The 26,582-nt window shown below is 60.8% G+C and carries 24 protein-coding genes and 1 riboswitch; of the genes, 18 read left to right on the forward strand and 6 right to left on the reverse strand.

Annotation, left to right across the window (positions count from 1 at the left end; genetic code table 11):
- Window positions 1-3: 3 nt before the first annotated feature.
- Both EYC79_RS14670 and EYC79_RS14675 read right to left on the reverse strand, forming a co-directional pair.
- Entirely contained in the window at window positions 4-1,536 is a 1,533-nt protein-coding gene (locus EYC79_RS14670; RefSeq protein ID WP_130978452.1) for a UxaA family hydrolase, read from the reverse strand.
- Between the two features lie 45 nt (window positions 1,537-1,581).
- Window positions 1,582-2,274: a FadR/GntR family transcriptional regulator gene (locus EYC79_RS14675; protein ID WP_062444564.1), complete on the reverse strand. Its 693-nt coding sequence runs from the start codon at window positions 2,272-2,274 to the stop codon at window positions 1,582-1,584.
- Between the two features lie 258 nt (window positions 2,275-2,532).
- Between EYC79_RS14675 and EYC79_RS14680 the strand changes: the two genes are divergently transcribed.
- The 7 genes from EYC79_RS14680 (at window position 2,533) to EYC79_RS14710 (ending at window position 10,480) form a co-directional block, all read left to right on the forward strand.
- Complete coding sequence (locus EYC79_RS14680; RefSeq protein ID WP_245495291.1) at window positions 2,533-4,098, forward strand: sugar ABC transporter ATP-binding protein; 1,566 nt, start codon at window positions 2,533-2,535, stop codon at window positions 4,096-4,098.
- 8 nt (window positions 4,099-4,106) lie between these two features.
- Window positions 4,107-5,129 carry an ABC transporter permease gene (locus EYC79_RS14685; protein WP_062424708.1) on the forward strand — a complete coding sequence of 341 codons (1,023 nt, stop codon included), beginning with the start codon at window positions 4,107-4,109 and terminating at the stop codon, window positions 5,127-5,129.
- 100 nt (window positions 5,130-5,229) lie between these two features.
- Complete coding sequence (locus EYC79_RS14690) at window positions 5,230-6,171, forward strand: ABC transporter substrate-binding protein (protein ID WP_062424800.1); 942 nt, start codon at window positions 5,230-5,232, stop codon at window positions 6,169-6,171.
- Between the two features lie 125 nt (window positions 6,172-6,296).
- Window positions 6,297-7,310, forward strand: coding sequence for an aldo/keto reductase (locus EYC79_RS14695; protein WP_130978453.1), 1,014 nt, complete (start codon window positions 6,297-6,299; stop codon window positions 7,308-7,310).
- 4 nt (window positions 7,311-7,314) lie between these two features.
- Window positions 7,315-8,136: an amidohydrolase family protein gene (locus EYC79_RS14700; RefSeq protein WP_130978454.1), complete on the forward strand. Its 822-nt coding sequence runs from the start codon at window positions 7,315-7,317 to the stop codon at window positions 8,134-8,136.
- Between the two features lie 3 nt (window positions 8,137-8,139).
- On the forward strand, window positions 8,140-9,150 hold the full coding sequence (locus EYC79_RS14705; RefSeq protein ID WP_130978455.1) for a zinc-binding alcohol dehydrogenase family protein: 1,011 nt from the start codon (window positions 8,140-8,142) through the stop codon (window positions 9,148-9,150).
- A gap of 52 nt (window positions 9,151-9,202) precedes the next feature.
- Window positions 9,203-10,480, forward strand: coding sequence for an L-fuconate dehydratase (locus EYC79_RS14710; protein WP_130978456.1), 1,278 nt, complete (start codon window positions 9,203-9,205; stop codon window positions 10,478-10,480).
- Window positions 10,481-10,559: 79 nt separating this feature from the next.
- Here the strand turns inward: EYC79_RS14710 and cobD are convergent, their stop codons facing one another.
- Window positions 10,560-11,588 carry a threonine-phosphate decarboxylase CobD gene (gene cobD, locus EYC79_RS14715; protein ID WP_130978457.1) on the reverse strand — a complete coding sequence of 343 codons (1,029 nt, stop codon included), beginning with the start codon at window positions 11,586-11,588 and terminating at the stop codon, window positions 10,560-10,562.
- Here cobD and cbiB point away from each other — a divergent pair.
- Window positions 11,587-12,552: an adenosylcobinamide-phosphate synthase CbiB gene (gene cbiB / locus EYC79_RS14720; RefSeq protein ID WP_130978458.1), complete on the forward strand. Its 966-nt coding sequence runs from the start codon at window positions 11,587-11,589 to the stop codon at window positions 12,550-12,552. The two genes, cobD and cbiB, sit on opposite strands and share 2 nt — an antisense overlap.
- On the opposite strand, the gene EYC79_RS14725 is transcribed toward cbiB, so the two are convergent.
- On the reverse strand, window positions 12,539-13,996 hold the full coding sequence (locus EYC79_RS14725) for a cobyric acid synthase (protein WP_130978459.1): 1,458 nt from the start codon (window positions 13,994-13,996) through the stop codon (window positions 12,539-12,541). The two genes, cbiB and EYC79_RS14725, sit on opposite strands and share 14 nt — an antisense overlap.
- Before the next feature lie 3 nt (window positions 13,997-13,999).
- Window positions 14,000-14,617 carry a cob(I)yrinic acid a,c-diamide adenosyltransferase gene (gene cobO, locus EYC79_RS14730; RefSeq protein WP_130978460.1) on the reverse strand — a complete coding sequence of 206 codons (618 nt, stop codon included), beginning with the start codon at window positions 14,615-14,617 and terminating at the stop codon, window positions 14,000-14,002.
- Window positions 14,618-14,739: 122 nt separating this feature from the next.
- A riboswitch (cobalamin riboswitch) is annotated at window positions 14,740-14,952 on the forward strand.
- A gap of 117 nt (window positions 14,953-15,069) precedes the next feature.
- Here cobO and EYC79_RS14735 point away from each other — a divergent pair.
- From EYC79_RS14735 to EYC79_RS14765, 7 genes are read left to right on the forward strand one after another with little or no spacing between them, the layout of a single operon-like run.
- Window positions 15,070-15,495 carry a DUF1636 family protein gene (locus EYC79_RS14735; RefSeq protein WP_130978461.1) on the forward strand — a complete coding sequence of 142 codons (426 nt, stop codon included), beginning with the start codon at window positions 15,070-15,072 and terminating at the stop codon, window positions 15,493-15,495.
- Complete coding sequence (gene cobW, locus EYC79_RS14740; protein WP_130978462.1) at window positions 15,489-16,526, forward strand: cobalamin biosynthesis protein CobW; 1,038 nt, start codon at window positions 15,489-15,491, stop codon at window positions 16,524-16,526. Before EYC79_RS14735 ends, cobW begins: the two co-directional genes overlap by 7 nt.
- 6 nt (window positions 16,527-16,532) lie before the next feature.
- The gene (gene cobN, locus EYC79_RS14745) at window positions 16,533-19,892 is read left to right on the forward strand and encodes a cobaltochelatase subunit CobN (RefSeq protein ID WP_130978463.1); all 3,360 of its coding nucleotides are present in this window, start codon (window positions 16,533-16,535) and stop codon (window positions 19,890-19,892) included.
- A complete protein-coding gene (cobG, locus tag EYC79_RS14750) occupies window positions 19,889-21,262 on the forward strand; it encodes a precorrin-3B synthase (RefSeq protein ID WP_130978464.1) in 1,374 nt (457 codons plus the stop codon). The genes cobN and cobG overlap by 4 nt, the downstream gene beginning before the upstream one ends.
- Window positions 21,259-21,891 carry a precorrin-8X methylmutase gene (locus EYC79_RS14755; RefSeq protein ID WP_130978465.1) on the forward strand — a complete coding sequence of 211 codons (633 nt, stop codon included), beginning with the start codon at window positions 21,259-21,261 and terminating at the stop codon, window positions 21,889-21,891. The genes cobG and EYC79_RS14755 overlap by 4 nt, the downstream gene beginning before the upstream one ends.
- On the forward strand, window positions 21,888-22,667 hold the full coding sequence (locus EYC79_RS14760; protein WP_062444537.1) for a precorrin-2 C(20)-methyltransferase: 780 nt from the start codon (window positions 21,888-21,890) through the stop codon (window positions 22,665-22,667). The genes EYC79_RS14755 and EYC79_RS14760 overlap by 4 nt, the downstream gene beginning before the upstream one ends.
- Entirely contained in the window at window positions 22,664-23,437 is a 774-nt protein-coding gene (locus EYC79_RS14765) for a precorrin-3B C(17)-methyltransferase (RefSeq protein ID WP_130978466.1), read from the forward strand. The genes EYC79_RS14760 and EYC79_RS14765 overlap by 4 nt, the downstream gene beginning before the upstream one ends.
- Here EYC79_RS14765 and EYC79_RS14770 read toward each other — a convergent pair.
- The gene (locus EYC79_RS14770; RefSeq protein WP_130978467.1) at window positions 23,404-24,183 is read right to left on the reverse strand and encodes a cobalt-precorrin-6A reductase; all 780 of its coding nucleotides are present in this window, start codon (window positions 24,181-24,183) and stop codon (window positions 23,404-23,406) included. The two genes, EYC79_RS14765 and EYC79_RS14770, sit on opposite strands and share 34 nt — an antisense overlap.
- Here EYC79_RS14770 and cbiE point away from each other — a divergent pair.
- Genes cbiE through cobM form a run of 3 tightly spaced genes read left to right on the forward strand, consistent with a single transcriptional unit; the run spans window position 24,182 to window position 26,582 of the window.
- Window positions 24,182-25,447 carry a precorrin-6y C5,15-methyltransferase (decarboxylating) subunit CbiE gene (gene cbiE, locus EYC79_RS14775; RefSeq protein WP_130978468.1) on the forward strand — a complete coding sequence of 422 codons (1,266 nt, stop codon included), beginning with the start codon at window positions 24,182-24,184 and terminating at the stop codon, window positions 25,445-25,447. The genes EYC79_RS14770 and cbiE overlap by 2 nt on opposite strands.
- On the forward strand, window positions 25,444-25,821 hold the full coding sequence (locus EYC79_RS14780) for a cobalamin biosynthesis protein (protein WP_280956480.1): 378 nt from the start codon (window positions 25,444-25,446) through the stop codon (window positions 25,819-25,821). The genes cbiE and EYC79_RS14780 overlap by 4 nt, the downstream gene beginning before the upstream one ends.
- Complete coding sequence (gene cobM, locus EYC79_RS14785) at window positions 25,818-26,582, forward strand: precorrin-4 C(11)-methyltransferase (protein WP_130978469.1); 765 nt, start codon at window positions 25,818-25,820, stop codon at window positions 26,580-26,582. Before EYC79_RS14780 ends, cobM begins: the two co-directional genes overlap by 4 nt.

Genomic DNA, 26,582 nt, shown 5'->3' on the forward strand with positions numbered 1-26,582 from the left:
ACGTCAGGTCACGGCACCGACCTGCCATGGCACGAATTCGTTGTCGCCGTAGTCGTAGATTTCACTGACGGTCTGCTCGCCGGAGGCGACGGCAAGGATGTGGTCGAAGATGCGCTGTCCCGCCTCCTCGATGGTCTCTTTGCCGGTGACGATGTCGCCACAGTTGATATCCATGTCCTCCTTCATGTGTTCGTACATTTCGGAGTTGGTTGCGATCTTGATGCAGGGTGCTGGCTTGAAGCCCGACACCGAGCCGCGTCCGGTGGTAAAACAGATGACGTTGCAGCCTCCCGCCACCTGGCCCGTGACCGCGACCGGGTCATAGCCGGGTGTGTCCATGAAGACGAAGCCGGGTTCGGTTACCGTTTCGGCAAATTCATAGACGGCCTTCAGCGGCATGGAGCCGCCCTTGGCAACGGCGCCGAGTGATTTTTCCAGAATGGTGGTCAGGCCACCCAGCTTGTTGCCGTGGGACGGGTTGTTGTTTAGCTCGTCGCCATTGCGGGCGGTGTAGTCGCGCCACCAATCTATCCGCTGCAGCAGCTTCTCTGCCACGGCCGGCGTGACGGCACGGCGGGTCAGGAGGTGTTCTGCACCATAGATTTCCGGTGTTTCAGCCAGAACCGTGGTGCCGCCATTGCGAACGATGAGGTCCGAAGCGTAGCCAAGTGCCGGATTTGCCGAAATCCCCGAATAGCCATCCGAACCACCGCATTCGAGCGCCAGCTTCAGTTTCGACAGCGGCTGTTCGGTGCGCTTTGCCGCATTGACGATGGGCAGCATCTCTTTAATGTTGGCGATGGCCGCTTCGATCGTCTTGCGCGTGCCGCCATGCTGCTGGATCGTCATGGTCCGCAGCCTGTCGCCCTCTTCCATCTTGTAGTGTTCGAGGATCGGCGCGATCTGGTTCGTCTCACAGCCAAGGCCGATCAGCAGGATGCCGCCGAAATTCGGATGGCGGGCATAGCCCTGGATGGTGCGGATCAGCAGGCGGTAGCCTTCGGACTTGGTGTTGAGCGCGCAGCCCGTTCCATGGGTCAGCGCCACGACGCCATCGACATTGTCGAAACCGGCAAGGCCGCCTTCCTTGTTGAAGTAGTCGGCTATGTAACGCGACACGGTCGCCGAACAGTTCACCGAGGCAATGACGCCGATATAGTTGCGCGTGCCAGCACCGCCCGTGCCACGATCGTACCCCATGAAGGTCCGGCGTTCAGCCTCCGGCAGCATGCCCTTTTCTTCAATGTCGACGCTGAACTGGTGTGCGTGCTCGGATGGCACCATGGCAAGATTGTGCAGGTGGACGTGGCTTCCTGCCTCGATGTCCTGCGTGGCAACGCCAATCACCTGACCATATTTGATCACTTCTTCGCCGGACTTGATCGGCTTCAGGGCCACCTTGTGCCCGCGCCCGATCAGATCGAGTGCCCTCAGGTCTCCGCGCCCGATATCGGTGTCTTTGGGAATGGGCCGACGGGCAACTGCAACATTGTCTTTGGTGTTCAGCAGAATGGTAGCTTCGGTATTCTCAGTCACTCTTTTCCTCCTCCCGACAGATTGTCTGCCGAGGCATGTCTTGAATTAGGTATCGATCCAGCGCCGTCGTGAGCTTTCCAGGTGAATGCGCATGGCAGCCTGTGCCAGCAGCGGATCGCGGCTTTCCAGTGCAGCCAGAATGGCCTCGTGTTCCTGCAGCGCAAAGGTCCACGTGCCGCGGTCCTCGAACCTCACCCGCAACTGGGTCGAGATCGGGCTGTGCCTGTCATCGAAAAGATCTCCGACCAAGCGCGCGAGGACCGTGTTTCCTGATTGTTCGGCGATGGTCGCGTGAAACTTTCTGTCCTGATCGAGAGGTTTGCGACCTGCTTCGATCTCCTTCCTCATTTCATCGAGCGTTCCTCGCAGCGTCACGAGAGCGGCTTCGTCGATGCGGCTCGCCGCCAGAACGATGGTCGCACCTTCCAGTGTCGAGCGCGCCTGCATGAGTTCCGAAGGGCTATCGCCAAGAGACCGTGTGCTTGCCTGTCGGGCCGCTGTCTCCGTAGACACATAAACGCCGGAGCCCATGCGGATTTCGACGCTTCCGTCGATTTCGAGCGCGATCAGCGCTTCACGCAGGGACGGGCGGGAGACACCGAGCTTCTGGGCCAGATCCCGCTCGGAAGGCAGTCGTGTTCCAGGCTGAAACTCTCCACCGTCGATCAGGTCGCGGATCTGATCGGCGACTTGCTGGTAAAGGCGTCTCGGCTCCAGGATTTTGGCCTGACCATTCATCTGCGGTCCACGGGTGTTCTGAGAAAGGTTGAGATTTGGCCTTACCGTATCCCTTACGGGAGGCATTGGCAAAGATATAATTTATCTCATTGAAAATATTGAATATTATTTGAATCTAGCAGTTTCCGTTTCTCCGAGGTTGCTATACCTGCGAACAAAAAATCACAAATTGGCTTGACCACCAAAAAAATGCGGCCTAACCATTGCCGCCATTGAAGCGCTCTGCGGGAGAACGGAGCGGCTATTGGGAGGTAGCGGATGTCGCAAGGCGCATCGTCCATTTCGAGCCATGATGACACACGGCATGACGCACTTCAGGCGTCCGGTGCGCTTTTGCGCCTCGAGGACATCTGCAAGGAGTTCCCCGGCGTCAAGGCTCTGAGCGATGTGCGTTTCGACTTGCGCTCCGGCGAAGTTCACGCCGTCTGCGGCGAGAACGGTGCCGGTAAGTCCACGCTGATGAAGATCATCAGCGGCGTCTATCAGCCGACCAGCGGCACGATCCTGCATAAGGGTCAGAAGGTCCAGTACGCCTCTCCGCTCGAATCGGAAGCCGCTGGCATCGCCATCATCCACCAGGAACTGAATCTCGTTCCGCATTTGAGCGTTGCCGAAAACATCTATCTTGCGCGCGAACCGAGAAAAGGCTTCCTGGTCGACCGCAAGAAGCTGCGTGCCGATGCCAAACGCTGTCTCGATCGCCTCGGTGTCGATATCCATCCGGATACGCTGGTGCGCGGCCTTTCCGTGGCGCAGTGCCAGATGGTGGAAATCGCCAAGGCGCTTTCGCTCGATGCCGAAGTGCTGATCATGGATGAGCCGACCTCGTCGCTGACCGAGCAGGAAACGAGGCTGCTGTTCAAGGTCATCCGAGACCTGAAGGCATCCGGTGTCGGTATCGTTTATATTTCCCACCGTCTGGATGAGATGGCCGAGATCGTCGACCGCGTCACCGTGCTTCGCGATGGACGCTATATCTCGACCGACGATTTCAAGTCGATCACGGTGGATGACATCGTCACCCGCATGGTGGGCCGCTCGCTGGAGGAAAAGTTCCCCGAGCGCACGTCGAAGCCGACGGATGAGGTCATCTTCTCCGTCAAGGGGTTGACGCGGACCGGCGTCTTCCACGACGTCAATTTCGAATTGCGGCGCGGCGAAATCCTCGGATTTGCCGGCCTGATGGGCGCCGGCCGGACTGAAGTGGCCCGCGCGATTTTCGGTGCGGATGCCTTTGATGCGGGTACCATCACCTTCGGAGGCCGCGAGCTGACGATCAAGTCGCCGCAGGATGCCATCGAGCAGGGGCTTGCCTACCTTTCCGAAGACCGAAAGAGCGACGGCCTGGCGATCAAGATGTCGGTTGCTGCCAACACCTCGCTTGCCAATATGGACGAGGTCTCCAACCGCTTCGGTCTGATCGACTTCAAGAAGCACGACGAGGTCGCAAAGCATTATGTCGATCTCTTGAATGTTCGCACGCCCTCGATCAAGCAGACGGTTCGCCTTCTGTCCGGCGGCAACCAGCAGAAGATCATCATCGGCAAGTGGCTGTTTCGCCAGTCGCGCATCCTGTTCTTCGATGAGCCCACCCGCGGCATCGATGTCGGTGCGAAATTCGCCATCTACAAGATCATGGATGAGCTTGCTGCCCGCGGCATCGGCGTCATCCTCATCAGCTCGGAACTGCCCGAAGTGTTGGGGCTGACGGATCGTATCGCGGTGTTCCACGAGGGAACCATCACCGGCGTGCTGGAAACGGCCAAGACCAATCAAGAAGAAATCATGCGCTATGCCTCCGGCTATAGCCGCAAGGCGCAATGAGGTAAGACATGTCGAAATCACCAGAACCCGTTAAGACCCCCTCGCTCAGCGACAGACAGAAGGACATCATCCAGAAGTTTGCCGCACTCGGCAGCCTCGTGGTGCTGGCCATTGTGTTTTCGGCCACCAGCAGCGCCTTCTTCAGCGTTAACAACGCCATGACGATCGCACTGCAGGTCACGTCGATCGCGCTTTTGGGTATTGGTGCAACCTGCGTCATCATCACCGGCGGCATCGACTTGTCCGTTGGTTCGGTTCTGGCTCTTGCCGGCGTTGTCGCAGCACTGGCGGTGAAGGAACTCGGCATGCCGGTTCCGGTCGGCATGTTCCTCGGCATCCTCACGGGTTCGCTTTGCGGTCTGATCAATGGTTTCTTGGTCACGCGCTTCAAGCTGCCGCCTTTCATCGCAACGCTTGGCATGATGTTGATTGCCCGTGGCGTGGCGCTGCAGATCACCGGTGCTCGTGCCGTCTCGGGTCTGGGTGAATCCTTTGGCGAACTTGGCAACGGCGCGCTCTTCCGCATCGTCAATATCGGAGACGATGGGTTCCCGAATGTGGTCTTCCCGGGCATTCCCTACCCCGTCATCCTGATGGTCGTCATTGCTCTTGCCGTGGCCTTCATGCTGAACCGCTCGGTTCTCGGACGCCACATCTATGCGGTCGGCTCCAATGCCGAAGCGGCTCGCCTCTCCGGCGTCAATGTCGCCCGCGTCACCAATTTCACCTACGTTCTTTCCGGCACGCTTGCTGGTCTGACGGGCTGCGTATTGATGTCGCGCCTTGTCACCGCACAGCCGAACGAAGGTGTCATGTACGAGCTTGATGCCATCGCCAGCGCCGTCATCGGCGGTACCTCACTCATCGGCGGCGTCGGAACGATTTCAGGGACAGCAATCGGTGCGTTCGTCATCGGTATCTTGCGCAACGGTCTCAATATGAACGGGGTCTCTGCCTTTACACAGCAGATCATCATCGGCCTCGTCATCTTGATGACAGTCTGGATCGACCAGTTGCGCAATCGCCGCTGATTTGCACTGCTAAGCGTCTGAAAAGGGTGCGGACCCTATCCGCGGGACAGCCGGTGTCGAGAAGAGGAGCTCTCCCTTCGCCGGTACAATGGAGGAAGACATGAAGAAACTGACCACTGTTCTTTTGACATCCGTGATCGCGCTTTGGAGCGTCTCCGCGGTTCAGGCCGGCGAAATCGCCGTCATCGTCAAGACCGTCAACTCGACATTCTGGCAGAACGTCCAGAAGGGCGCCGACGCTGCGATGAAGAACGCCAAGGGCGAAACGATGACCTTCCAGGGTCCCGCGTCCGAATCCGCCATTGCCGACCAGGTGAACATGGTGGAAAACGCCGTCAACCGTAAGGTCGACGGCATCGTGCTCGCACCGTCCGATCCGGACGCTCTTCTGCCAGCCGTCAAGAAGGCATGGGAAGCGCGCATTCCGGTCGTTCTGATCGACTCGCAGCTGGCCAAGGGTGGCGAGCAGTACTACCAGTCGTTCCTTGCGACCGACAACAAGAAGGCCGGTGAGCTTGCCGCCGAAGAAATGATCAAGAAGGTCGGCAAGGAAGGCAAGATTGCCGTCATGTCGTACGTTGCCGGTGCCGGTTCTGAAATCGGTCGCGTCGGTGGCTTCGTCGACTACATCAAGGCCAATTCCAAGCTTCAGATCGTTGGGCCTTACTACTCTCAGTCCCAGATGGCGACCGCTCTGAACCAGACCACCGACGTTCTGGCCGCCAACCCTGATCTGAAGGGCATCTTTGGCGCCAACGAGCCGACCGCAATCGGTGTTGGCCGCGCGCTTGCTCAGTCCGGCAAGGCTGGCAAGGTCGTTGCCATCGGCTTCGACGGTAACGAAGATCTCCAGAACTTCGTCAAGGACGGCACGCTGTCTGCGATCGTCGTTCAAGGATCCTACCAGATGGGCGAAAAGGGCGTTGAAACCGTCGAAAAGCTCATCAAGAAGGAAAAAGTCGAGAAGTTCGTCGATACCGGTGTCGTCGTGGTCACCAAGGAAAACATCGACAAGCCGGAAGCCAAGAACGTTCTGTACTAAGAACGTCTTCTGCCGCGCCTGAGCTGGTCTCGGGCGTGACAGGAACGCCCTTTGAGAAGACAAAAGCAGATGGTCGCATCGTGTGCGGCCATCTCCACCAAACGACAAATGTGAAAGTGCCCGCCATGAAGGTCTCCGATAAACGCAAACTGCCCCATAGAGATGTCGAAGTGACCATCATGGGCCTCGGCTGTGCGCAGATGGGCAACCTCTATCGCCTCACGCCTTATGAGGAATCCAAGGGCGCTTTCGACAAGGCCTGGGACAGCGGCATGCGTTATTTCGATACCGCGCCCTTCTACGGCTATACCCGCTCCGAGCGTCGTCTTGGCACGATGGTAACCGAGCATGACCGCAGTGAATATACGCTCAGCACCAAGGTCGGCCGCGTCATGGTGCCGGATGAAACCGTCGGACCGGAAGAAGATACCTATGTCGCACCGCTCCCCTTCCGGCCGGTCTACGACTATTCCTACGACGCCATCATGCGCTCCTTCGAGGCAAGCCAACAGCGTCTCGGCGTCCTCAAGCCCGACATTCTCTATATCCACGACATCGGCCCTTACACCCACGGCGATAAGCACCAGCACTATTGGGATCAGCTGACGACGGGTGATGGCTTCAAGGCGCTCGGCAAGCTGCGCGACGAAGGCTCGACGAAAGCCGTCGGTCTTGGCGTCAACGAGTGGGAAGTGGTTCGTGATGCCATGGAGGTGTTCGACATCGATGCCGCCATGCTCGCCGGTCGTTACACGCTGCTGGAACAGCAGAGCCTGAGCTTCATGAATGCCTGCGCCGAAAAGGGTGTCGGCATTGTCGTTGCTGGTGCCTTCAACTCCGGCATTCTGGCCGGTAATCGCAAGTTCAATTACAAGGATGCACCGGCCGAGCTTCTGGCACGGGTAGATGCACTGCATGATGTCTGCGAGGAGATGGGTGTCTCGCTTCAGGCGGCCGCACTGCAGTTCCCGCTTGCCCATCCTGCCTCGGTGACAGTCGTCTCCGGCGCGCGCAATGCTGAGCAGCTGACCTCCAACATCGCCTGGTTCGAGCAGGACATTCCGGATGCGTTCTGGACCGAGTTGCACCGCCGCGGTCTGATCGCCGAAGGCTCACCCGTTCCAGGAGCAAAGGGCTGACGCCATGCTCATCGATGCACATCAGCATTTCTGGCTGCTGAAAGACCGGCAGGGCCAGTGGCCGCCAGCGTCGCTTGAGGCGATCTATCGGGACTTCCTGCCCACTGATCTCCAGCCCTTGCTGGAAAAGGCGGGTGTGTCCGGCACGGTGCTGGTGCAGACGATGGAAAGCGCTGCCGACACGGATTTCATGCTGGCGCTTGCTGACGACAACAGCTTCATCAAGGGTGTTGTCGGTTGGGTGGATATGAAGGCGGCGGATGCGCCGCAGGACATCGCCCGACTTGCCTTTCATCCTGCGCTGAAGGGCGTGCGGCCGATGTTGCAGGATATTGCCGACGTTCAGTGGATCGACGATGCGGCACTTGACCCCGCTGTCGAAGCGCTGATCGAGAATGGCCTCGTTTTCGATGCTCTGGTCCTGCCGCCGCATCTGCCCTGTCTGCTACGTTTTGCCAGCCGTCACCCGGCATTGAAAATCGTCATCGATCACGGCGCAAAGCCCAAGATTGCGACAGGTCATTATGTCGAATGGCGCAAGGACATGGCCGCTCTTGCCGCCCTACCCAACGTTCACTGCAAGCTCTCCGGTCTTCTGGTGGAGCGCGGCGATCAGAAGCCAGAAGCGGTTCGGCCCTATGCTGAAACGATCCTGGAACTGTTCGGTCCGGAGCGGGTGATTTTTGGCAGCGACTGGCCGGTGATCCGACTGGCTGGCGATTATCAGGGATGGCTGGATTTTTGCCGCGATGTGGTTCCGCAAGAGCACCACGCCAGGGTTTTCGGCGGAAACGCCATCGATTTTTATTCTCTTTCGGACAGGTGATTCATGCTGGCGATCTTTTGCGACAAACCCGGTCTCCTCGTTTCCAAGGAACTGCCGAAGCCGCCGCGCGCGGAGAACGAAGTTCTGGTCCGCGTTCGTCGTATCGGCGTGTGCGGCACGGATTTGCACATCTTCACCGGCAACCAGCCCTACCTCTCCTATCCGCGTATCATGGGACACGAACTCTCCGGTACGGTCGAGGAAGCGCCGCAGGGCAGCAGCCTCTCGGCTGGCGATATCGTCACCATCATACCCTATATGTCCTGCGGCCATTGCAGTGCCTGCCTGAAGGGCAAAAGCAATTGCTGCCGTAACATCGGCGTGCTCGGCGTGCATCGCGATGGCGGTATGGTGGAGTATCTGAGCGTGCCGCAGCAATTCGTGCTGAAGGCGGAAGGTCTCTCCCTCGATCAGGCTGCCATGACGGAGTTTCTGGCAATCGGCGCGCATGCGGTGCGTCGCGGTGCGGTTGAACGGGACCAGCATGTGCTGATCGTCGGTGCCGGTCCGATCGGTATGGCCGTTGCCGTCTTTGCAGTGATGAATGGTGCGACGGTAACGATGATAGACAGCCGCGAAGACCGGCTGTCCTTCTGCCGTGATCATCTCGGCGTCGCTAATATCGTGCAGCTCGGCGAAGGCGACAAGGATCGTCTGAGCGAGATTACCGAAGGCAACTTCTTCGATGTCGTCTTCGATGCCACGGGCAATCCGAAGGCCATGGAGCGCGGCTTCTCCTTCGTTGGCCATGGCGGGGCCTATGTTCTCGTCTCCATCGTTGCCAGCGATATCAGCTTCAATGACCCGGAATTCCACAAGCGCGAGACGACATTGCTCGGCAGCCGTAACGCCACGCCGGAAGATTTCGAGCGGGTGCTGCAAGCCCTGCGTGCCGGTCGCGTGCCGGACGCTCTCATCACCCACCGCATGACGCTCGCCGAAGTGCCAGCCAACTTCGCCGGCTTGACCGACCCGCGCGCCGGCGTCATCAAAGGCATGGTGGAAGTGGCCTGAACGACCGACGAGCCTCTCATATTCAATGACCCCTGACCGCGAGTAAACGGCCATGACCAAGATTACCGACCTGCGCGTTTTCGATCTGCGCTTCCCCACCTCACAGAGCCTTGACGGCTCGGATGCGATGAATCCGGATCCGGATTACTCCGCGGCTTACGTCATTCTCGATACGGACGAGCCTTCGCTGAAGGGGCACGGACTGACTTTCACCATCGGCCGCGGTAATGACATCTGCTGCATGGCGATCAAGGCGATGCGTCATCTGGTTGTTGGAACCGATCTCGCCACCGTCATCGAGAACCCCGGCAAATATTGGCGCCACCTGACGAGCGACAGCCAGCTGCGCTGGATCGGTCCGGACAAGGGTGCGATGCACCTGGCAACCGGTGCCGTCGTCAACGCCGTCTGGGATCTGCTCGCCAAGCAGGCTGGCAAGCCGGTGTGGCAGTTCGTTGCCGATATGAGCGCCGAAGAGATCGCCGATATCGTCGACTATCGCTATCTGACCGATGTTCTGACGCGCGAGGATGCGCTCGCCATCCTGAAGAAGGCGGAAGCTGGCAAGAAGGAGCGTGTCGATATCCTGAAAGCCGAGGGTTACGCCTGCTACACGACTTCGGCCGGTTGGCTCGGTTACAGCGATGAGAAGCTTCGCCGCCTCTGCCATGAGGCGATCGATGCCGGCTTCAACCACGTGAAGATGAAGGTCGGCCGTGATCTGGAGGACGATATTCGTCGCCTCACCATTGCACGTGAGGTCATCGGTCCCGATCGTTATCTGATGATCGATGCCAACCAGGTCTGGGAAGTCGATCAGGCCATCGAGTGGGTCAACAAGCTCGCCTTCTGCAAGCCCTTCTTCATCGAAGAGCCGACAAGCCCGGACGATGTTGCCGGTCACCGCAAGATCCGCCAGGCCATCGGCTCGGTGAAGGTCGCGACCGGCGAAATGTGCCAGAACCGCATCATGTTCAAGCAGTTCATCGCCGAAGGTGCGATCGACGTCGTGCAGATCGACAGCTGCCGCATGGGCGGTCTGAACGAAGTTCTGGCCGTTCTGCTGATCGCCGCGAAATACAATCTGCCCGTTTGGCCGCACGCCGGTGGTGTGGGTCTGTGCGAATATGTGCAGCATCTGTCGATGATCGATTATCTGGTCGTGTCGGGCACCAAGGAAGGCCGCGTGATCGAGTATGTCGATCACCTGCACGAGCACTTCTTCGAGCCATGCGATATCCAAAACGCCGCTTACATGCCGCCGAAGATGGCTGGCTTCTCCATCGAAATGAAGCCGGAATCGATCGATGCTTATACCTTCAAAGGCTGAGGTTCCGATTTCTCCTCCTGGACACTTTTATGCTCGGGCTTGTCCCGAGCATTTTTTTGTAAGCCGATACAGGAACGATCTAAAGCTCTGAAAGAGCAGCTTCAAGCCTGCCCCATTCCGCTTCCGTGCCGGGAAGACCGAAGCGCATATCGTTCGGACGCTCATCGAAGATGCGAACAAGAATGCCGCGATTGGCAAGCTGGGCGAATAGTGCGGCTGCCCGTGCATCATGCACGAGACGAAAAAGACTGGTACCACCCACGACGGTGAGACCTGCGCTCGTCAACATTGCGTCGAGACGCGCAACGTCTGTCCTTAGCCGGAGTCGCATGGCGTCACGCCAGCCATTGTCCGCCAGCGCTTCAGTTGCCACATGCAGCGCCGGGCCTGAGACGGCCCACGGCCCCAGGCGCTGCTCCAGCCTTGTGGCGATCTCCGGATGCGCAACGGCAAAGCCGAGGCGCAACCCCGCCATTCCGTAGAATTTTCCAAAGGATCGCAGGACGATCAGCCCATCGATCTCAGTGGCATCGGCCAAGCTCTCACCATAGCCGGTTTCGATAAAGGCCTCGTCGATCACCAGCAGGCCGACTTTGCGGCTCATCTTGGCTGCGAGAAACATAAGCTCATCCCGCGTCATCACCCGACCATCCGGGTTGTTCGGATTGATCACGACGGCATAGTCGAAGTCGGAGAGGTCCGAGAACGTCGACACCTCCGCAACGTCTACGCCAGCCATTCGAGCCGTTCTGGCATGTTCCGCATAAGCGGGTGTAAGGACCGCCGCTCGTTTTGCACCTCGTTGCAGGGCGAGTTCTGCCAGCAACGGCATCAGCATTTGCGTTCCAGGTGCAGCGACAATATGCGCCGCAGAGCGCGCGCCGAAGGCTGCGGCTGCAATCTCCTTCAAGCGGTTCAAGGCAGAAGGCTCGGGCAGGCGGGCAAAGGCGCTGGCAGGAATGGGAGAATGCGGATAGGAATGCGGATTGATCCCCGTGGAAAGATCGATCCAGGGTTCTGGTGCCAGCGGAAAAGACGCCCGCGCCCGCCCCAGATCGCCACCATGACGGATCGCAGCCTGCATAGTCACCGGTCCCGTATCGCCCATGTTCTTTGCTCTCGCTTTCCTGTCGCTTCTGATCGAACGCCTTGTCGGCTATCCCGACTGGCTGTTTCGCCGCATCGGTCATCCGGTCACATGGATCGGTTCGCTTATCGCGCTGCTCGACAGAAAATGGAACCGGGAACAGGGATCATTTTCCAATCGTGAAGCCAAAGGCGTGTTGGCGCTTGTGGTGTTTCTCGCCGTCACCGTCTCCATCGCGCTCGCCTTGCAGAATGTCCTTCTGGTTCTTCCGCTGGGATTGTTGCTGGTCGCGGTCGTCGGTGCTTCGCTTCCAGCACAAAAAAGCCTGGAGCAACATGTCGAGGCGGTGGCCGCCGCGCTGGAAAGCGAAGGCCTCGAGGGCGGCAGAAGAGCGGTGTCGATGATCGTTGGCCGCGACCCTGATCAGCTGGATGAGGCGGCGGTGTGCCGGGCGGCCATCGAAAGCCTGGCGGAGAATTTTTCCGATGGCATTGTGGCACCCTCCTTCTGGCTCGGTCTGCTCGGGCTACCGGGTGGTGCCGGCTACAAGGCGATTAACACGGCTGACAGCATGATCGGTCACCGCACGCCGCGCTATGAGGCTTTTGGTTGGGCATCGGCTCGAGTAGACGATCTGGTAAATCTCCCTGCCTCGCGCCTGACGGCTTGTTTGTTCATCGTCGCTGCTGTCTTCGTCAAGGGGGCTTCGCCGCAAGGTGCCCTGCGTGCGGTCACGCGCGATGCGAAGCACCATCGTTCGCCCAATGCCGGCTGGCCGGAATCGGCGCTGGCGGGTGCGCTTGGCTTTGCGCTTGCCGGGCCACGTTCCTATGGCGGACAGATGATCCAGGCGCGCTTCATGGGCGAAGGGGGACGACGGAATTTGACCGCTGCCGATATTCGCCAGGCGCTGAAACTTGCGCGGGTCGCCGATGCGCTGTTGATCGGGCTCTTCGGCTTTTTGGCCTTGGTTACCGTGCTATAGACAGCAGCGCGTCGAGATCGAGGTGGCGCTCCATATGGTCCGCCAACCGATCCAGAACGGCATCCACCTGCGCTTCGTAATTCAGGGCAGACGATTGCCCGCCAAGCCTTTGCAGCCAGGCGCTGCGCTGTCCGTCATCAGCAAACAACCCATGGACATAGGTGCCGAAGATGCGACCGTCCGCTGAGATTGCACCATCGACGTGATTGCCGATCATGGCGAAAGGACGATTGCAGTCATCACCCTTCGTCACGCCCACATGCATCTCGTAGCCGGAAAAGGCCTGACCATCGAAGCTGCGCCCTTCGACCGAGACCAGCCTCTTGTCTCCCGTCAGCACCGTCTCGACATTCAATAAGCCAAGCCCATCAACGGTAGAAGGCGGACCTTCCATGCCGTCCGGGTCCGATAAGAGACGTCCAAGCATCTGATAGCCGCCGCAGAGACCAAGCACAAAGCCACCGCGGCGAAGATGCGCCTTGATGTCGATATCGAAACCGGCCTGCTTCAGGACAGAGAGATCGGCGATGGTCGATTTCGATCCGCACAGCAGGATGAGGGCGCAATCGCCGGGAATGGCTGTCCCGGGACGCACGCGAACCAGTTCGACATCCGGCTCCATATCGAGCGGATCAAGGTCGTCGAAGTTGGAGATATGTGGGAGGATCGGCACGGCGATGCGGATTTTCGCACTGGGCTTCGATTGGCCGTTGCCGGTTAAACCCAGTGCATCTTCGGCAGGCAGACGGGCCGCCTCGGCAAAATGCGGCAGGAGGCCGATGGAGCTCCAGCCAGTATGCTCGGCAATCATGCGCATGCCTTCATCGAACAGCGAAGGATCGCCGCGAAAACGGTTGACGATGAAGCCCTCGATCATCGAGGCGTCGTCCACGTCCACCACTGTCTTTGTGCCGACGAGGCTGGCAATGACCCCTCCCCGGTCGATATCGCCGATCAGGATCACGGGAACATCGGCTGCCCGGGCAAAGCCCATATTGGCAATGTCGTTGGCGCGAAGATTGACTTCCGACGCGCTGCCGGCGCCTTCGACGAGCACCAGATCAGCGCGGGTCTTCAGGTGCTCGAAGCTCTCCAGCACCCGGGACATCAACCCGGCCTTCATCTGTTGATAGTCGGCTGCTTTCGCATTGCCGAGAATTTTTCCCTGAACCACGACCTGCGCACCTGTTTCGCTCTGAGGCTTCAACAGAACCGGGTTCATGTGCACTGACAGCGGCACGCCAGCCGCGCGCGCCTGTAGAGCTTGCGCCCTGCCGATCTCGCCGCCATCGGCTGTGACTGCCGCGTTGTTGGACATGTTCTGCGGCTTGAAGGGCAACACCGAAAGTCCGCGCCGGGTAAAGGCGCGCGCCAGACCGGCCACCATCAGCGACTTGCCGACATCCGAGCCGGTTCCCTGGAACATGATGGATCGGGCGGCCATGGATCAGTACTCGATGCCGGATTGCGCTTTGACGCCCGCCTTGAAGTGATGCTTGACCAGCGTCATCTCCGTCACCATGTCGGCCGCTTCGATCAAGGGCGGCTTGGCATTACGGCCGGTGACGATGATGTGGAGATCGGGACGGCGGCTCTGCAAGGTGGCGACGACCTCCGTCAGATCGAGATAGTCATAGCGCAGCGCAATGTTCAGCTCGTCCAGCACCAGAAGACCAATCGTTTCGTCGGCCATCAGCATTTTGGCTTCATCCCAGGCTTTCGTGGCTGCCGCGAGGTCGCGCTTCAGATCCTGCGTGTCCCACGTGAAACCTTCGCCCATGGTGCGCCATTCAACCCGGTCGCCGAAAATCGTCAGCGCCTGCTGCTCGCCGGTCGACCACGCACCCTTGATGAACTGAACGATGCCAACCCGTCTGCCCGTGCCGAGCATCCGAAGCGCAAGGCCGAAAGCGGCCGTCGACTTGCCCTTGCCGGGACCGGTATTGACCATCAGCAGACCCTTCTCGATGGTCTTTTCGGCCACTTCGGCATCCTGCACGCTCTTGCGGTTCACCATCTTTTCGCGGTGGCGGGCGGCCTCGCTGTCGCTGATCTCGCGTGTCATGATGTCCCATGTCCTTCCGAGCCGTTTTTAGAAGCGGCGACTATAGTCAAAACGCCCTCCTCCGCAATGGAGCCTATGAGAGGCGTGCCAACGCCTGCATTGACCAAGCCGCGGCTTGCCCGTAAAGGTAGGGCACTGACGGTCTTTTTCCGGCAACGGGAAAAGCTAAGAGGGAACACGGTTCCGCCCACTTCTCGGGTCAATCCGTGGCTGCCCCCGCAACTGTAAGCGGCGAGCCCACACCGTAAAGCCACTGGATTTCGATCCGGGAAGGCGGTGCAAGGGCGCTCGTTCAAGCCGCAAGCCAGGAGACCTGCCGTTTCAGAACAAAACGTCTGCCGGGCGGGGTGCTCCGGTCAGTCGGTCTCGCCGAATTTCGGTTTGCGCTGTCTCGCATTCCGTCTTCGGCATCCGCACCCCTTGCATGTTTGAATGGCGGAAGCGGATACGTTTTGGATATCACCTCAACATCGTCACGGACTGAAGGATCAACCGACACTCGCGAAGCGTCTGGCCTGGTCGTTTATGTCTGTCGCAGCTGCCGCGACGAGGCGGAGCCGAATGCGGAGCCCCGTCCTGGTGCGCTTCTGGCAAAAGCGGCGATCGCACTTGGCACTGACGCAAATGTCGAGGTGCGCAGCGTCAATTGCCTTGCTAATTGCAAGCGTGGCGCCAGCGCCGCAATGCGCACAGCCGACGGCTGGTCCTATGTGTTTGGCGGTCTGACGCCTGAAAACGCCGAGGATCTGATCACCGGTGCGCGCCTGCTTTCCACGTCCACCGATGGCCTGATGCCCTGGCGCGGCCGTCCCGATAGTTTGAAGCGCGGCATGGTCGCGCGTATTCCCCCTTTGAATTTCGTCGAGGAGACATCATGACCACGCTAGAGCGCGTTCCCTGCACCATCGTCACCGGCTTTCTGGGCGCCGGCAAAACCACGCTGCTGCGCGGCCTTCTGGAAAAGCTCGATGGCAAGCGACTGGCGATCATCGTCAACGAGTTCGGCGATGTCGGCATCGATGGCGAAATCCTCAAAGGCTGCGGCATCGAAAGCTGCCCGGAAGAAAATATCGTCGAGCTTGCCAATGGCTGCATCTGCTGCACGGTCGCCGATGATTTTCAGCCGGCCATCGAACAGATCCTGAGCCGCCAGCCCAGGGTCGAACATATCCTGATCGAAACCTCCGGCCTCGCACTGCCCAAGCCGCTCGTCCAGGCCTTCCAGTGGCCGGCGATCAAAAGCCGCGTCACTGTCGATGCCGTCATCGCCGTGGCCGATGGCGCAGCGCTTTCGGAAGGCATGGTGTCGCATGACATGGATGCGCTCGCCGCCCAGCGCGCGAATGACGAAGCGCTGGATCACGACGATCCTGTCGAGGAAGTCTTCGAAGACCAGATCGCCTGCGCCGACCTGATCGTGCTGACCAAGGGCGATCTTCTCGATGCGGATGGCCTGGAGCGCGCCAAGGCACACATCGCGGAGCACCTCCCGAAGGCCGCGAAGATCGTTGTCGCATCGCATGGCCAGATCGATCCTGCGGTTCTGATCGGTCTTGGGCTTGCGGTGGAGAACGATATCGAAAACCGCCATACCCACCATGACGACGAAGAAGACCACGATCACGACGAGTTCGACAGCTTCGTTGTCGAGCTTGGCGCGGTTTCCGATCCTGAGGCGCTGGCTCAGCGTATCGCCCAGACGGCGGCCTCCGAGAACGTCCTGCGCATCAAGGGCTTCGTAGAGATCTCCTCCAAGCCGATGCGTTTGCAGGTTCAGGCCGTCGGCTCGCGCGTCAACCATTATTTTGATCGCCCCTGGGCTGCGGGCGAAGTGCGCCGTTCGGCGCTTGTGGTGATTGGCGAAAAGGGCCTCAACCGCGAGAAGATCGAACAGATGCTGGCTGCCTGACGCATCATGCATATTCTCGCCACCACATCCTCGTCGCTGGACGACCTGATCGAGCCGGTTGATCTCAACCAGCCCCAGGCGGATGTGGTGGTGCTGTCTTTCTCGTCCAGCGACCTTGCAGGTCTGCAGCGCGCCTGGCCAGAAGACTCAGGCGTTTCGCTCAGCGTCGCCAATCTTTCCGAACTGCGCCATCCCATGTCCGTCGACCTCTGGATGGAGAAGACGGCGGAGCATGCCAAGCTGATCCTTATCCGGATCCTCGGTGGGGCGGATCGCTGGCGCTACGGCGTCGATCAGTTGGCGATGATGGCGCGCAGGCGCGGCATCAAGCTCCTGCTTCTGCCCGGTGAGTGTAGCGAGCGGGACCAAAAGCTCGAGGCGCAATCCACAATCGACCAGACGTGGCTCGCTTCGATCCTCTCCTTCTTCCGCGAAGGCGGCCCGCAGAATATGCGCTGCCTTTCGGAAGGTCTTGCCGCTTTTGCTAAAACCGATGTCTGGCCTGGCTTCACGCCGGAACCGCTGCCGAAATCCGGCTTCTATCTCCCGCGTCTTGGCGCCGTCCACGTGGATGAGGCGCTCGCGGCTTTTGTCCCCGAAGCTCCAAGACTTCCCATCCTTTTCTATCGCTCCATGCTTCTGGCTGCCGATGGTGCGCCGATTGATGCGCTCGTCGAAGCGCTGAAATCCCTTGGTTTCGCGCCTCTGCCGATCTTCGTCAGCGGCCTGAAGGATGGCGAAGCGATCCGATTTCTCGAAGATGCGCTCGTACCGCTGAAACCCGCCGCCATCATTGCAGCCACCGCCTTTGCCAGCCAGACGGATCAGGACGGCAAAAGCCTGTTCGACCGGCTGGGCGTGCCGGTGTTCCAGGTGATCATGGCCACGACACGGCTTGATGGCTGGGCCGAAAACATGCGGGGCCTCAATCCATCCGACCTCGCCATGCATGTGGTCTTGCCGGAACTCGATGGACGTATTCTGGCAGGTGCGATCTCCTTCAAACAGGCCGATCCTGCCGGGCGCCAGGGGATGATCAATGCTCCCGAGCCAAACCGGGTCGAGCAGGTCGCTCGTCGTATTGCCGCCTTCCTTCGGTTGACGCAGACTGCGACCGAGGAAAGACGTCTTGTCATCCTGATGCCGGATTATCCCGGTGCCGCACCCGGTCGCACGGGCTATGCCGTGGGTCTCGATGTACCGCAAAGTGTGCTGGAAATGCTGCGCGATCTGCAGGATTCGGGTTATGCGGTCGGCGATATTCCGGCCACCGCACGCGAGCTTCTGGATCGGATCGAGACTGAGAACGCCGCTCTTCCTCTCACCCGATACCGAACCTATTTCGACGCGCTTCCAGAACAGGCGCGCGCTGGGATGGCTTCGGCTTGGGGCGATGCCGCTGACGACGAAGCTGTCGTCGATCAGGCCTTCCACTTCCGCGCCGCCCGCTTCGGTTCCGTCGTCGTCGCGCTTGCTCCGGACCGGGGGCGCCAGGCCGACAGGCGGGTGGACTATCACGATCCAGCCTTGCCGCCGCGCCATGCGCTTGCGGCTTTCGGTGCGTGGATACAGCAGGTTGTCGATGCGCATGCGATTATTCATGTCGGCGCTCACGGCACCCTGGAGTGGCTGCCGGGAAAGACGGTCGCGCTGTCGGAAACCTGTTTCCCGGAAATCGTCACCGGATCGCTGCCGGTCATCTACCCCTTCATCGTATCCAATCCGGGTGAGGCTGCTGTCGCCAAACGACGGATCGCTGCCGTGACGATCGGGCACATTCCGCCCGTACTCGTTGCCGCCGGTCTATCGACGGAGCAGGCGGCGCTCGAACAGCTGGTCGATGAATATGCCCAGGCCGATGGGCTTGATCGCCGTCGCCGCGACCGTCTGGCAAAGCTGATTGTCGAGAAGGCCTTCGAGACGGGGCTCGCCGCCGATGCCGGTATCGGCGCGGAAGAGGACGCGGATTCGGCACTCACCCGGATCGATGCCTTTCTTTGCGACCTGAAGGATTTTGCCATCAAGGACGGCCAGCACGTCTTCGGACGCTGCTCAGATGATGAGCCGGATTCCTTGAGGCGTGAAAGTGCTGCTCAAGAAAGGGCGGCGCTGCTGGCGGCGCTGGACGGTCATCATATCGTGCCAGGCCCCTCGGGTGCACCGGCGCGCGGACGACTGGATGTGCTGCCGACCGGGCGCAATCTTTATGCCGCCGATCCGCGCACCATGCCGACACCGACGGCCTTCGAGCTTGGGAAAGCAGCGGGCGAAGAGGTGCTGCGTCATCATCTGCAAAGCCATGGTGACTGGCCGCAACATCTGGTTTTCGATCTCTGGGGCTCCGCATCGCTGCGCAATGGCGGCGAAGATGTCGGTCAGGCACTGCATCTGATGGGTGCGCGTCCGATTTACGATCAGGCGACCGGTCGGGTCAACGGCATCGAAGTTTTGCCACCAGCCACGCTCGGACGCCCGCGGGTGGACGTGACCTTCCGCATTTCCGGGATGTTCCGCGACATGTTCCCGCCGCTGATTGCCCTTCTCGATGCGGCGGCAAGAACGATTGCGTCGCGCGAAGAATCCCCCGGTGACAATCCACTGGCGGAGGAAGCGGCCTCTCTCGGTCATGTCCCGGCACGCATTTTCGGCTCTGCTCCCGGTACCTATGGCGCTGGCATCGAAGAGGCCCTGGCAAGCGGCGATTGGGACGAGCGGGAAGAACTCGGCCAAGCCTATCTGGATGCGGCCAGCCACGCCTTTGGCGGGGCAGATGGCCTGTCTATCCTTTCCGATTCTGGCTTTGCTGCCCAAGTCGAACGTGCCGAACTTCTGGTTCATACCGGCGACGATCCGGGCCGCGATCTTCTGGACGGTTCGTCCGACGTCGCCTTCATCGGTGGCTTTGCCGCCGCCAAGGCAAAGCTTGGACAGGCCGCGGACGTGGTGGCGCTGGATACGACGGATCCCGCACGGCCACGAGCCCGCTCCATCGCCCAGGCGCTCACCCGCGTAGTGCGTGCGCGTGCCGTCAATCCGCGCTTCATCGCCGGACAGATGCGCCATGGCCCGCGCGGTGCTGCGGAATTTGCAGAGACTGTCGACCGGCTGATCGGCTTTGCCGAAACTACGCAAGCTGTGTCCTCGTCGTTGATCGAAGCGCTCTATGATGCCTATTTCGGCAATGAAGAGGTGCGCGACTTCATTTTGCGGGAAAGCCCCAAGGCTGCGGAATTGATGGCGCAACGCTTCCTCTCTGCACGCCGCCGCAACCTTTGGCACAGCCGTCGCAACGCCGTGGATGCGGAACTGGAAATGCTGATCGCTCCGCGGTCCTCCGAGGCCTCGTCCGAGAGGGTCTCTGCATGAACCCGCTCTCCCAGGTTCAACCCTTTTCTCGCAGAGGCGTTTGCCCTGCCCTCTCCGCCCCCATGCAGACGGGCGATGGACTGTTGTCGCGCGTGGCCTTTACCGCTTCACTTTCGCCAGGCGATCTCGACCGTCTCGGCGATCTCGCCCGCCGCCACGGCAACGGGCTTCTGGATGTGACCGCTCGCGGCAGCCTTCAATTTCGCGGATTGACGGCCGACAGCGCTGTTGAACTGGAGCATGATGTGCTGGCGCTGCAGCTGCCATTGCGGCAGGGGCTTGCTGTGGAGGGCTCACCGCTTGCAGGGATAGACGACAGCGAAGTCGCCAATCCTGCACCGATTCTTGAACTGATCAGCCACAAGGCCACGGCGCTCGGTCTCGATACGAAGCTCGCCGCGAAGATGTCGGTCATCGTCGATGGCGGCGGTCTGGCTCCGATGGGTGGGCTGCTTGCCGATATCAGGCTCAAAGCGGTCCAACGGGACGGAGACGTCCTCTGGCTGTTGATGCTGGGTGGCACGGAAGAGAAGGCCCTGCTCGCAGGCGCCCTGCGAACGGAAGATGCCGCGGATTGCGTCATCGATCTCCTCAGTCATCTGGCGGAGCGAGGACCGGATGCGCGTGGGCGCGATCTGGATCTTGCGGCTGCGCGTGGTGTCTGCGGCGATCATCTCATGCCGATCGCATCAGGCATCCGCGCGCCAACGCGTGACGTCGGGGTGCCGAAGCGAACCGATCAGCGCAGACTGTGGGCGCTCAATGATCGCCTCTGCGTCTCCGTTATCGCCCCGGCTTTCGGGCAGATAAGTTCGGAAGCGCTGTCTGCGCTGTGCAAGATTGCAGTCGGTCTCGGCGTTCACTCCATCCGGCCGGGTCCGTCGCACGGTCTTTACGCGCTTGGGCGTCACCACGCGTGCGCGGCCCTTATGGATTACGCCGAGACGGCGGGTCTCATTATCAGCGACAATGACCCTCGGACCGCAATAGCAGTTTGCGCCGGCGCGCCATCCTGCGCATCGGCTTATGCTCCCGTTCGAGCGCTCGCCGAATTTGCAGCCAAAGAGTGCGGCACGATGCTCGACGGCTCCTTTACCTTACATCTTTCCGGTTGCGGTAAGGGCTGTGCCCATCCCGCGCCTGCGCTCCTTGCCTTTTCCGGCACGTCGGAAGGTTTTTCCTTCGGCTATCAGGCCAAGGCTTCAGCCCTTCCCGATGCGCAGCTCACCATCGATCAGCAGAAGGCCGGGCTTTCCAGGCTTGCCCGTCTTTATGAAAAAGAACATAAGCCCGGAGAAAATAGCCGCAGCTTGCTTGTCCGATTGGGCAGGGACAGGATTGTCGCGGCGCTCCGACAGGACGAGACATGACGACTTACGACTATATCCGCAGTGGCGATGCGATCTATGAGCGCTCCTTTGCCATCATCCGTGAGGAAGCGGATCTTACCGCCTTCACGCCCGAACAGGCGGATATTGCCATTCGCATGATCCATGCCTGCGGCCAGGTGGAGGCAGCGCGGCACTTTCGCTTTTCCGACGATTTCGTCTCCGCTGCGCGTGGCGCGCTCGCAGCGGGAAAGCCGATTTTGTGTGATGCGGAAATGGTGGCGCATGGCGTCACGCGGGCGCGTCTGGCGTCTGGCAATGCCGTGATCTGCACGCTGCGCGATCCGCGTACGCCGGAGCTGGCGAAATCCATCGGCAACACCCGGTCCGCGGCTGCCCTCGATCTCTGGGCCGATCATCTCGATGGCGCTTTGGTTGCCATCGGCAATGCGCCGACGGCGCTGTTCTATCTTTTGGAAATGCTGGAAAGAGGCGCACCGCGACCGGCTGCCATCATCGGCATGCCGGTCGGTTTTGTCGGCGCGATGGAATCGAAGGACGCGCTGGAAGAAAGCACGCTCGGCATTCCCTACGCCATCGTCAAAGGCCGCATGGGCGGCTCTGCGATGACGGCGGCTGCCGTCAACGCCGTTGCGAGGGCCGGTCTATGAGCGCTGCCCTTTACGATCCGGCACCTGAAAAGGCATTGAAGGGCAAGGTGATCGGCGTCGGCACCGGCCCCGGCGATCCCGATCTTCTGACGCTGAAGGCCGTGCGCGCCATCGAAACGGCAGACGTGCTTGCCTTTTTCTGCAAGCGCGGCAGCAAGGGCAATGGCCGCGGCATTGTCGAAAGCTTCATCCGGCCCGGCACGCTGGAAATGCCCCTCGTCTACCCGGTCACGGTGGAAAGCGACAAGAACGGCGACGACTATCGCGGCGCGATCGCCGCCTTCTTCGACCAGTCGGCACGCGACATCGCCGTCCACCTGGATGCGGGTCGCACGGTTGCGGTTCTGTCGGAAGGCGATCCGCTCTTTTACGGTTCCTATATGCATCTGCATCTGCGGCTTGCGCCCAACTATCCGGCGGAAGTCGTTGCGGGCATTACCGCCATGTCCGGCTGCTGGTCGATGACCGGACTGCCGCTCGTGCAGGGTGACGACATCCTGAGCGTCCTTCCCGGTACGCTTGGCGAGGATGCGCTTTTCGAGCGGCTTTCCGGCACGGATGGCGCTGTCATCATGAAGGTCGGTCGCAACCTGCCGAAGATTCGCCGGGCGCTCGAAAAGGCTGGCAAGCTCGAAGGGGCGCTCTACGTCGAACGTGGCACCATGGCCAATGGCCACGCTATTCGATTGATCGAGCGCGATGAATCGCCTGCCCCCTATTTCTCCCTGGTTCTGGTGCCTGGCTGGAAGGATCGCCCGGCGGGAGAGATTGCGTGAGCCCGTCCTCCACCGGACGTCTGACGGTCGTCGGCCTCGGGCCCGGGAATCTGGCGCAGATCACGCCGGAGGCTCTGGCAGCTGTAAACGCGGCAGAGGATTTCTTTGGCTATATTCCCTATCTCGACAGACTGTCTCTGCGTCCAGACCAACGGCGTCACGCGTCTGATAATCGCGAGGAAATTTCACGCGCGGAGGCAGCGCTGACATTGGCCGCTTCTGGCGGAAAGGTCTGCGTCGTCTCAGGCGGCGATCCAGGCGTCTTCGCCATGGCGGCTGCGGTCTGCGAGGCGATTGAGAACGGTCCTGCCGAATGGCGCGACATCGATTTTTCGGTCGTGCCCGGCGTCACCGCCATGCTGGCTGTCGCGGCAAGGGCAGGCGCACCCCTCGGTCACGATTTCTGTGCCATTTCGCTTTCCGACAATCTGAAACCATGGTCGGTGATCGAGAAGCGGTTGGTGGCCGCGGCTGAAGCCGGGTTCGTCATGGCCTTCTACAATCCCGTCAGCAAGGCAAGACCGCATCAATTGGCGACGGCCTTCGATGTGCTGCGGGCGCACCTGCCGGGCTCCGTGCCCGTCATCTTCGGTCGCGCGGCCGGTCGTGCGGATGAGCGCATGCGGGTCGTGCCTTTGGCCGAAGCGCAGAGCGATATGGCCGACATGTCGACCTGTATCATCGTTGGATCGGTCGAAACGCGCATCATCCAGCGCGAAGACCAGCCGTCGCTGGTCTACTCGCCGCGCTTTTCCAAGAGGGAAAGCTGATGGCGGATTGCGGACAGCGCAGTCTCGATATCCGGTGCCACGACGCTCACCGCATTAGCCTCTTCGCGAGCGGGGCGGTCGATCATGATCACAGGAATGCCAAGCGCGCGGGCAGCTTGGATCTTCGCATAGGCCGCCGTACCGCCGGAGTTTTTCGAGACGATCACCTCTATCCCGTTGCCCTTCAACATGTCGATTTCATCGGCAAGCGCAAAGGGTCCACGCGCCGTGATGTAGCGCGCATTCGGTACGGCGAGTGGCGGTTCTACCGGATCGACGCTGCGGATCAGATAGCGGTGCTGCGGCGCGGTTTCAAAGGGCAGGAGTTCCTGGCGGCCAAGCGCCAGAAAAGCGTTTTTGCTGACGGCACCCAGGGTGGTGACCGCTTCCTCGACGCTTCCAACGTTCAGCCAATGGTCGCCCTCCCGCGCAACCCAGGCCGGGCGCGACAGTCTGACCAGGGCGATGCCTGCCATGCCAGCAGCCCTCACGGCATTGGCAGAAATGCGCGCCGCATAAGGGTGCGTCGCATCGACAAGCAGATCGAAACCTTCCTCGGCAATATAGCTCGCCAAGCCCTCAGCGCCGCCGAAGCCGCCGACGCGCATCGGGACGGGCTGCTTGACCGGGTCCTTCGTGCGGCCCGCCATGGACAGCAGAATTCGGTAGCCGGATTCATCGGCAAGCTTTCCGGCCAGAATGCGGGCATCCGCCGTGCCGCCGAGAATGAGGATGGAGCGTGTCATGGTTCGTGAATATGCCGGAACACCCGCCACTGCCAGCAAAAAACCTACGCCATGGCTCTCAATCGTCGGTATCGGGGAGGATGGTCTTGCCGGGCTGGCTGAAAATGCTCGTCGCGCGATCGCGTCGGCCGAGGTCGTCTTCGGCGGCAAGCGCCATCTCGAGCTTGCCTGCGATGCCATTACCGGCGAAGCGCGGCCCTGGCCCGTGCCCTTCGATGTCGGCATGGCTGAGGTCGTCGCCCTCTCTGGCCGGAAGGTCTGCGTCCTGGCGTCCGGTGATCCTTTCTTACATGGTGTCGGCGTCACCCTGTTGCGGCTCGTCGATCCGATAGAGGTGATCACCTACCCTGCTCCCTCCTCTATCTCGCTTGCCGCATCGCGTCTGGGCTGGGCCTTGCAGGATACCGCCTGCATCTCCCTGCATGGACGTTCCAACGACCTCATCCGGCCGCATCTTCATGCCGGTGCGAAGATCATCGCGCTGACATCCGATGCCAGCGCACCGGCGCTGATTGCCAGCCTTCTCAAGGAGGCAGGTTTTGGCAGGTCGATCTTCCATCTGCTCGAAGCACTTGGCGGCACCCGCGAAAACACTCGGACGACGACAGCCCGGGACTTTGCCTTTACGGATGTCGATCCGCTCAATGTGGTCGCAATCGAAGTCGTGGCGGAGGAAGCGGCACGAATCCTTCCCTTCGCCAGCGGGCTGGACGACGCGCTATTCGAACATGACGGGCAGATGACCAAGCGTGAAATCCGGGCCGTCACGCTGTCGTCGCTTACTCCTCGCCATGGTGAGCTTCTGTGGGATATCGGCGCTGGATCGGGCTCGATCGGCATCGAATGGATGCTGTCGCACCCGTCACTGCGGGCCATCGGAATCGAGCAAAATACGGAGCGGGCAGAGCGCGCCATGCGCAATGCCGAAGCCTTTGGTGTGCCTGGTCTGGATGTGGTGATTGGCACGGCACCTGACGCTTTCGAAGGCCTGCCAACCCCCGACGCCATCTTCATCGGCGGCGGCGGCAGCGAGGCCGGAGTTTTAGAGGGCGCAATCAACGCCTTGAAGCCAGGCGGGCGGCTGGTTGCCAACGCCGTGACGCTGGAAATGGAGGCCATGCTGCTCTCCGCTCAGGCGCGATTAGGCGGGTCTCTGATCCGGCTTGAGGTGGCGCGTGCATCGCCTGTCGGGCAGATGCAGGGCTGGCGTGCGGCAATGCCCGTCACACAGTGGGCCTGGGTCAAACCGAAGGATGTGCCGTGATCGTCGCTGGCGTCGGGTGCCGCAAGGGTGTGAGCCCCGAGGCGGTGATGGCTGCGCTTGCGCAGGCATCCGCCGAGCACCAGGTATCATTTGCCTTCATGGCCACAGCACCCATCAAGGCCGATGAACCAGCCTTGCTGGAGGCGGCGACACGGCTTGGCATGGCTTTCATCGTGGTGGCGCAGGCCGATTTCGACGCCGCCGCCGCTCGGACGCTGACCCGATCCGCATTGAGTTCGAAACATGCCGGCTCACCCAGCGTCAGCGAGGCATCGGCGCTGGCCGCGCTTGGTGAAGCGTCGAGACTGATCGCGCCGCGTATGGTGGTCGGCGATATTACCGTGGCCTTCGCCACGTCAGGAGACAAGACATGACGGTTCACTTCATTGGCGCTGGCCCCGGTGCCGCAGATCTCATCACCGTGCGCGGACGCGATCTGATCGCTGCTTCACCCATCTGTCTCTATGCCGGTTCGCTGGTGCCAAAAGCGCTGCTCGACTACTGCCCGGACGGTGCGCGCATTGTCGATACGGCGGCTTTGTCGCTGGACGAAATCGAGGCGGAGTTCGTTGCCGCCGCGCGAGACGGCAAAGACGTGGCGCGGTTGCATTCCGGCGATCTTTCCGTCTGGAGTGCCATGGGCGAACAGATCCGCCGACTGGAACGGCAGGGGCTCGACTACACCGTTACGCCTGGCGTGCCATCCTTCGCCGCCGCGGCCGCCACCTTGAAGAGAGAGTTGACGGTGCCGGAAGTGACGCAAAGCCTGGTGCTAACGCGCATTTCCGGTCGGGCGTCGAAAATGCCGGAGAGCGAAAACCTCAAGGCCTTCGGCGCAACGGGTGCGACGCTTGCCATTCATCTCGCCATCCACGCCATCGGTCAGGTGGTCGAGGAATTGACGCCGCTCTACGGTGCCGATTGCCCGGTCGCCATCGTCGTGCGCGCCTCCTGGCCGGAAGAGCGCGTCATCTCCGGGACGCTGTCCGATATCGAAGCTCGCCTCGCGGAAGAGCCGGTCGAGCGCACTGCGATGATCTTTGTCGGCAAGGGCCTTACCTCATCCGATTTTCGCGAAAGCGCGCTCTACAGCACCGACTATGTTCGACGGTTTAGAACACCCACGGCCGAGTAG

Origin of the sequence: Agrobacterium cavarae (genome assembly GCF_004310285.1) — a bacterium.
Classification (GTDB): domain Bacteria; phylum Pseudomonadota; class Alphaproteobacteria; order Rhizobiales; family Rhizobiaceae; genus Agrobacterium; species Agrobacterium cavarae.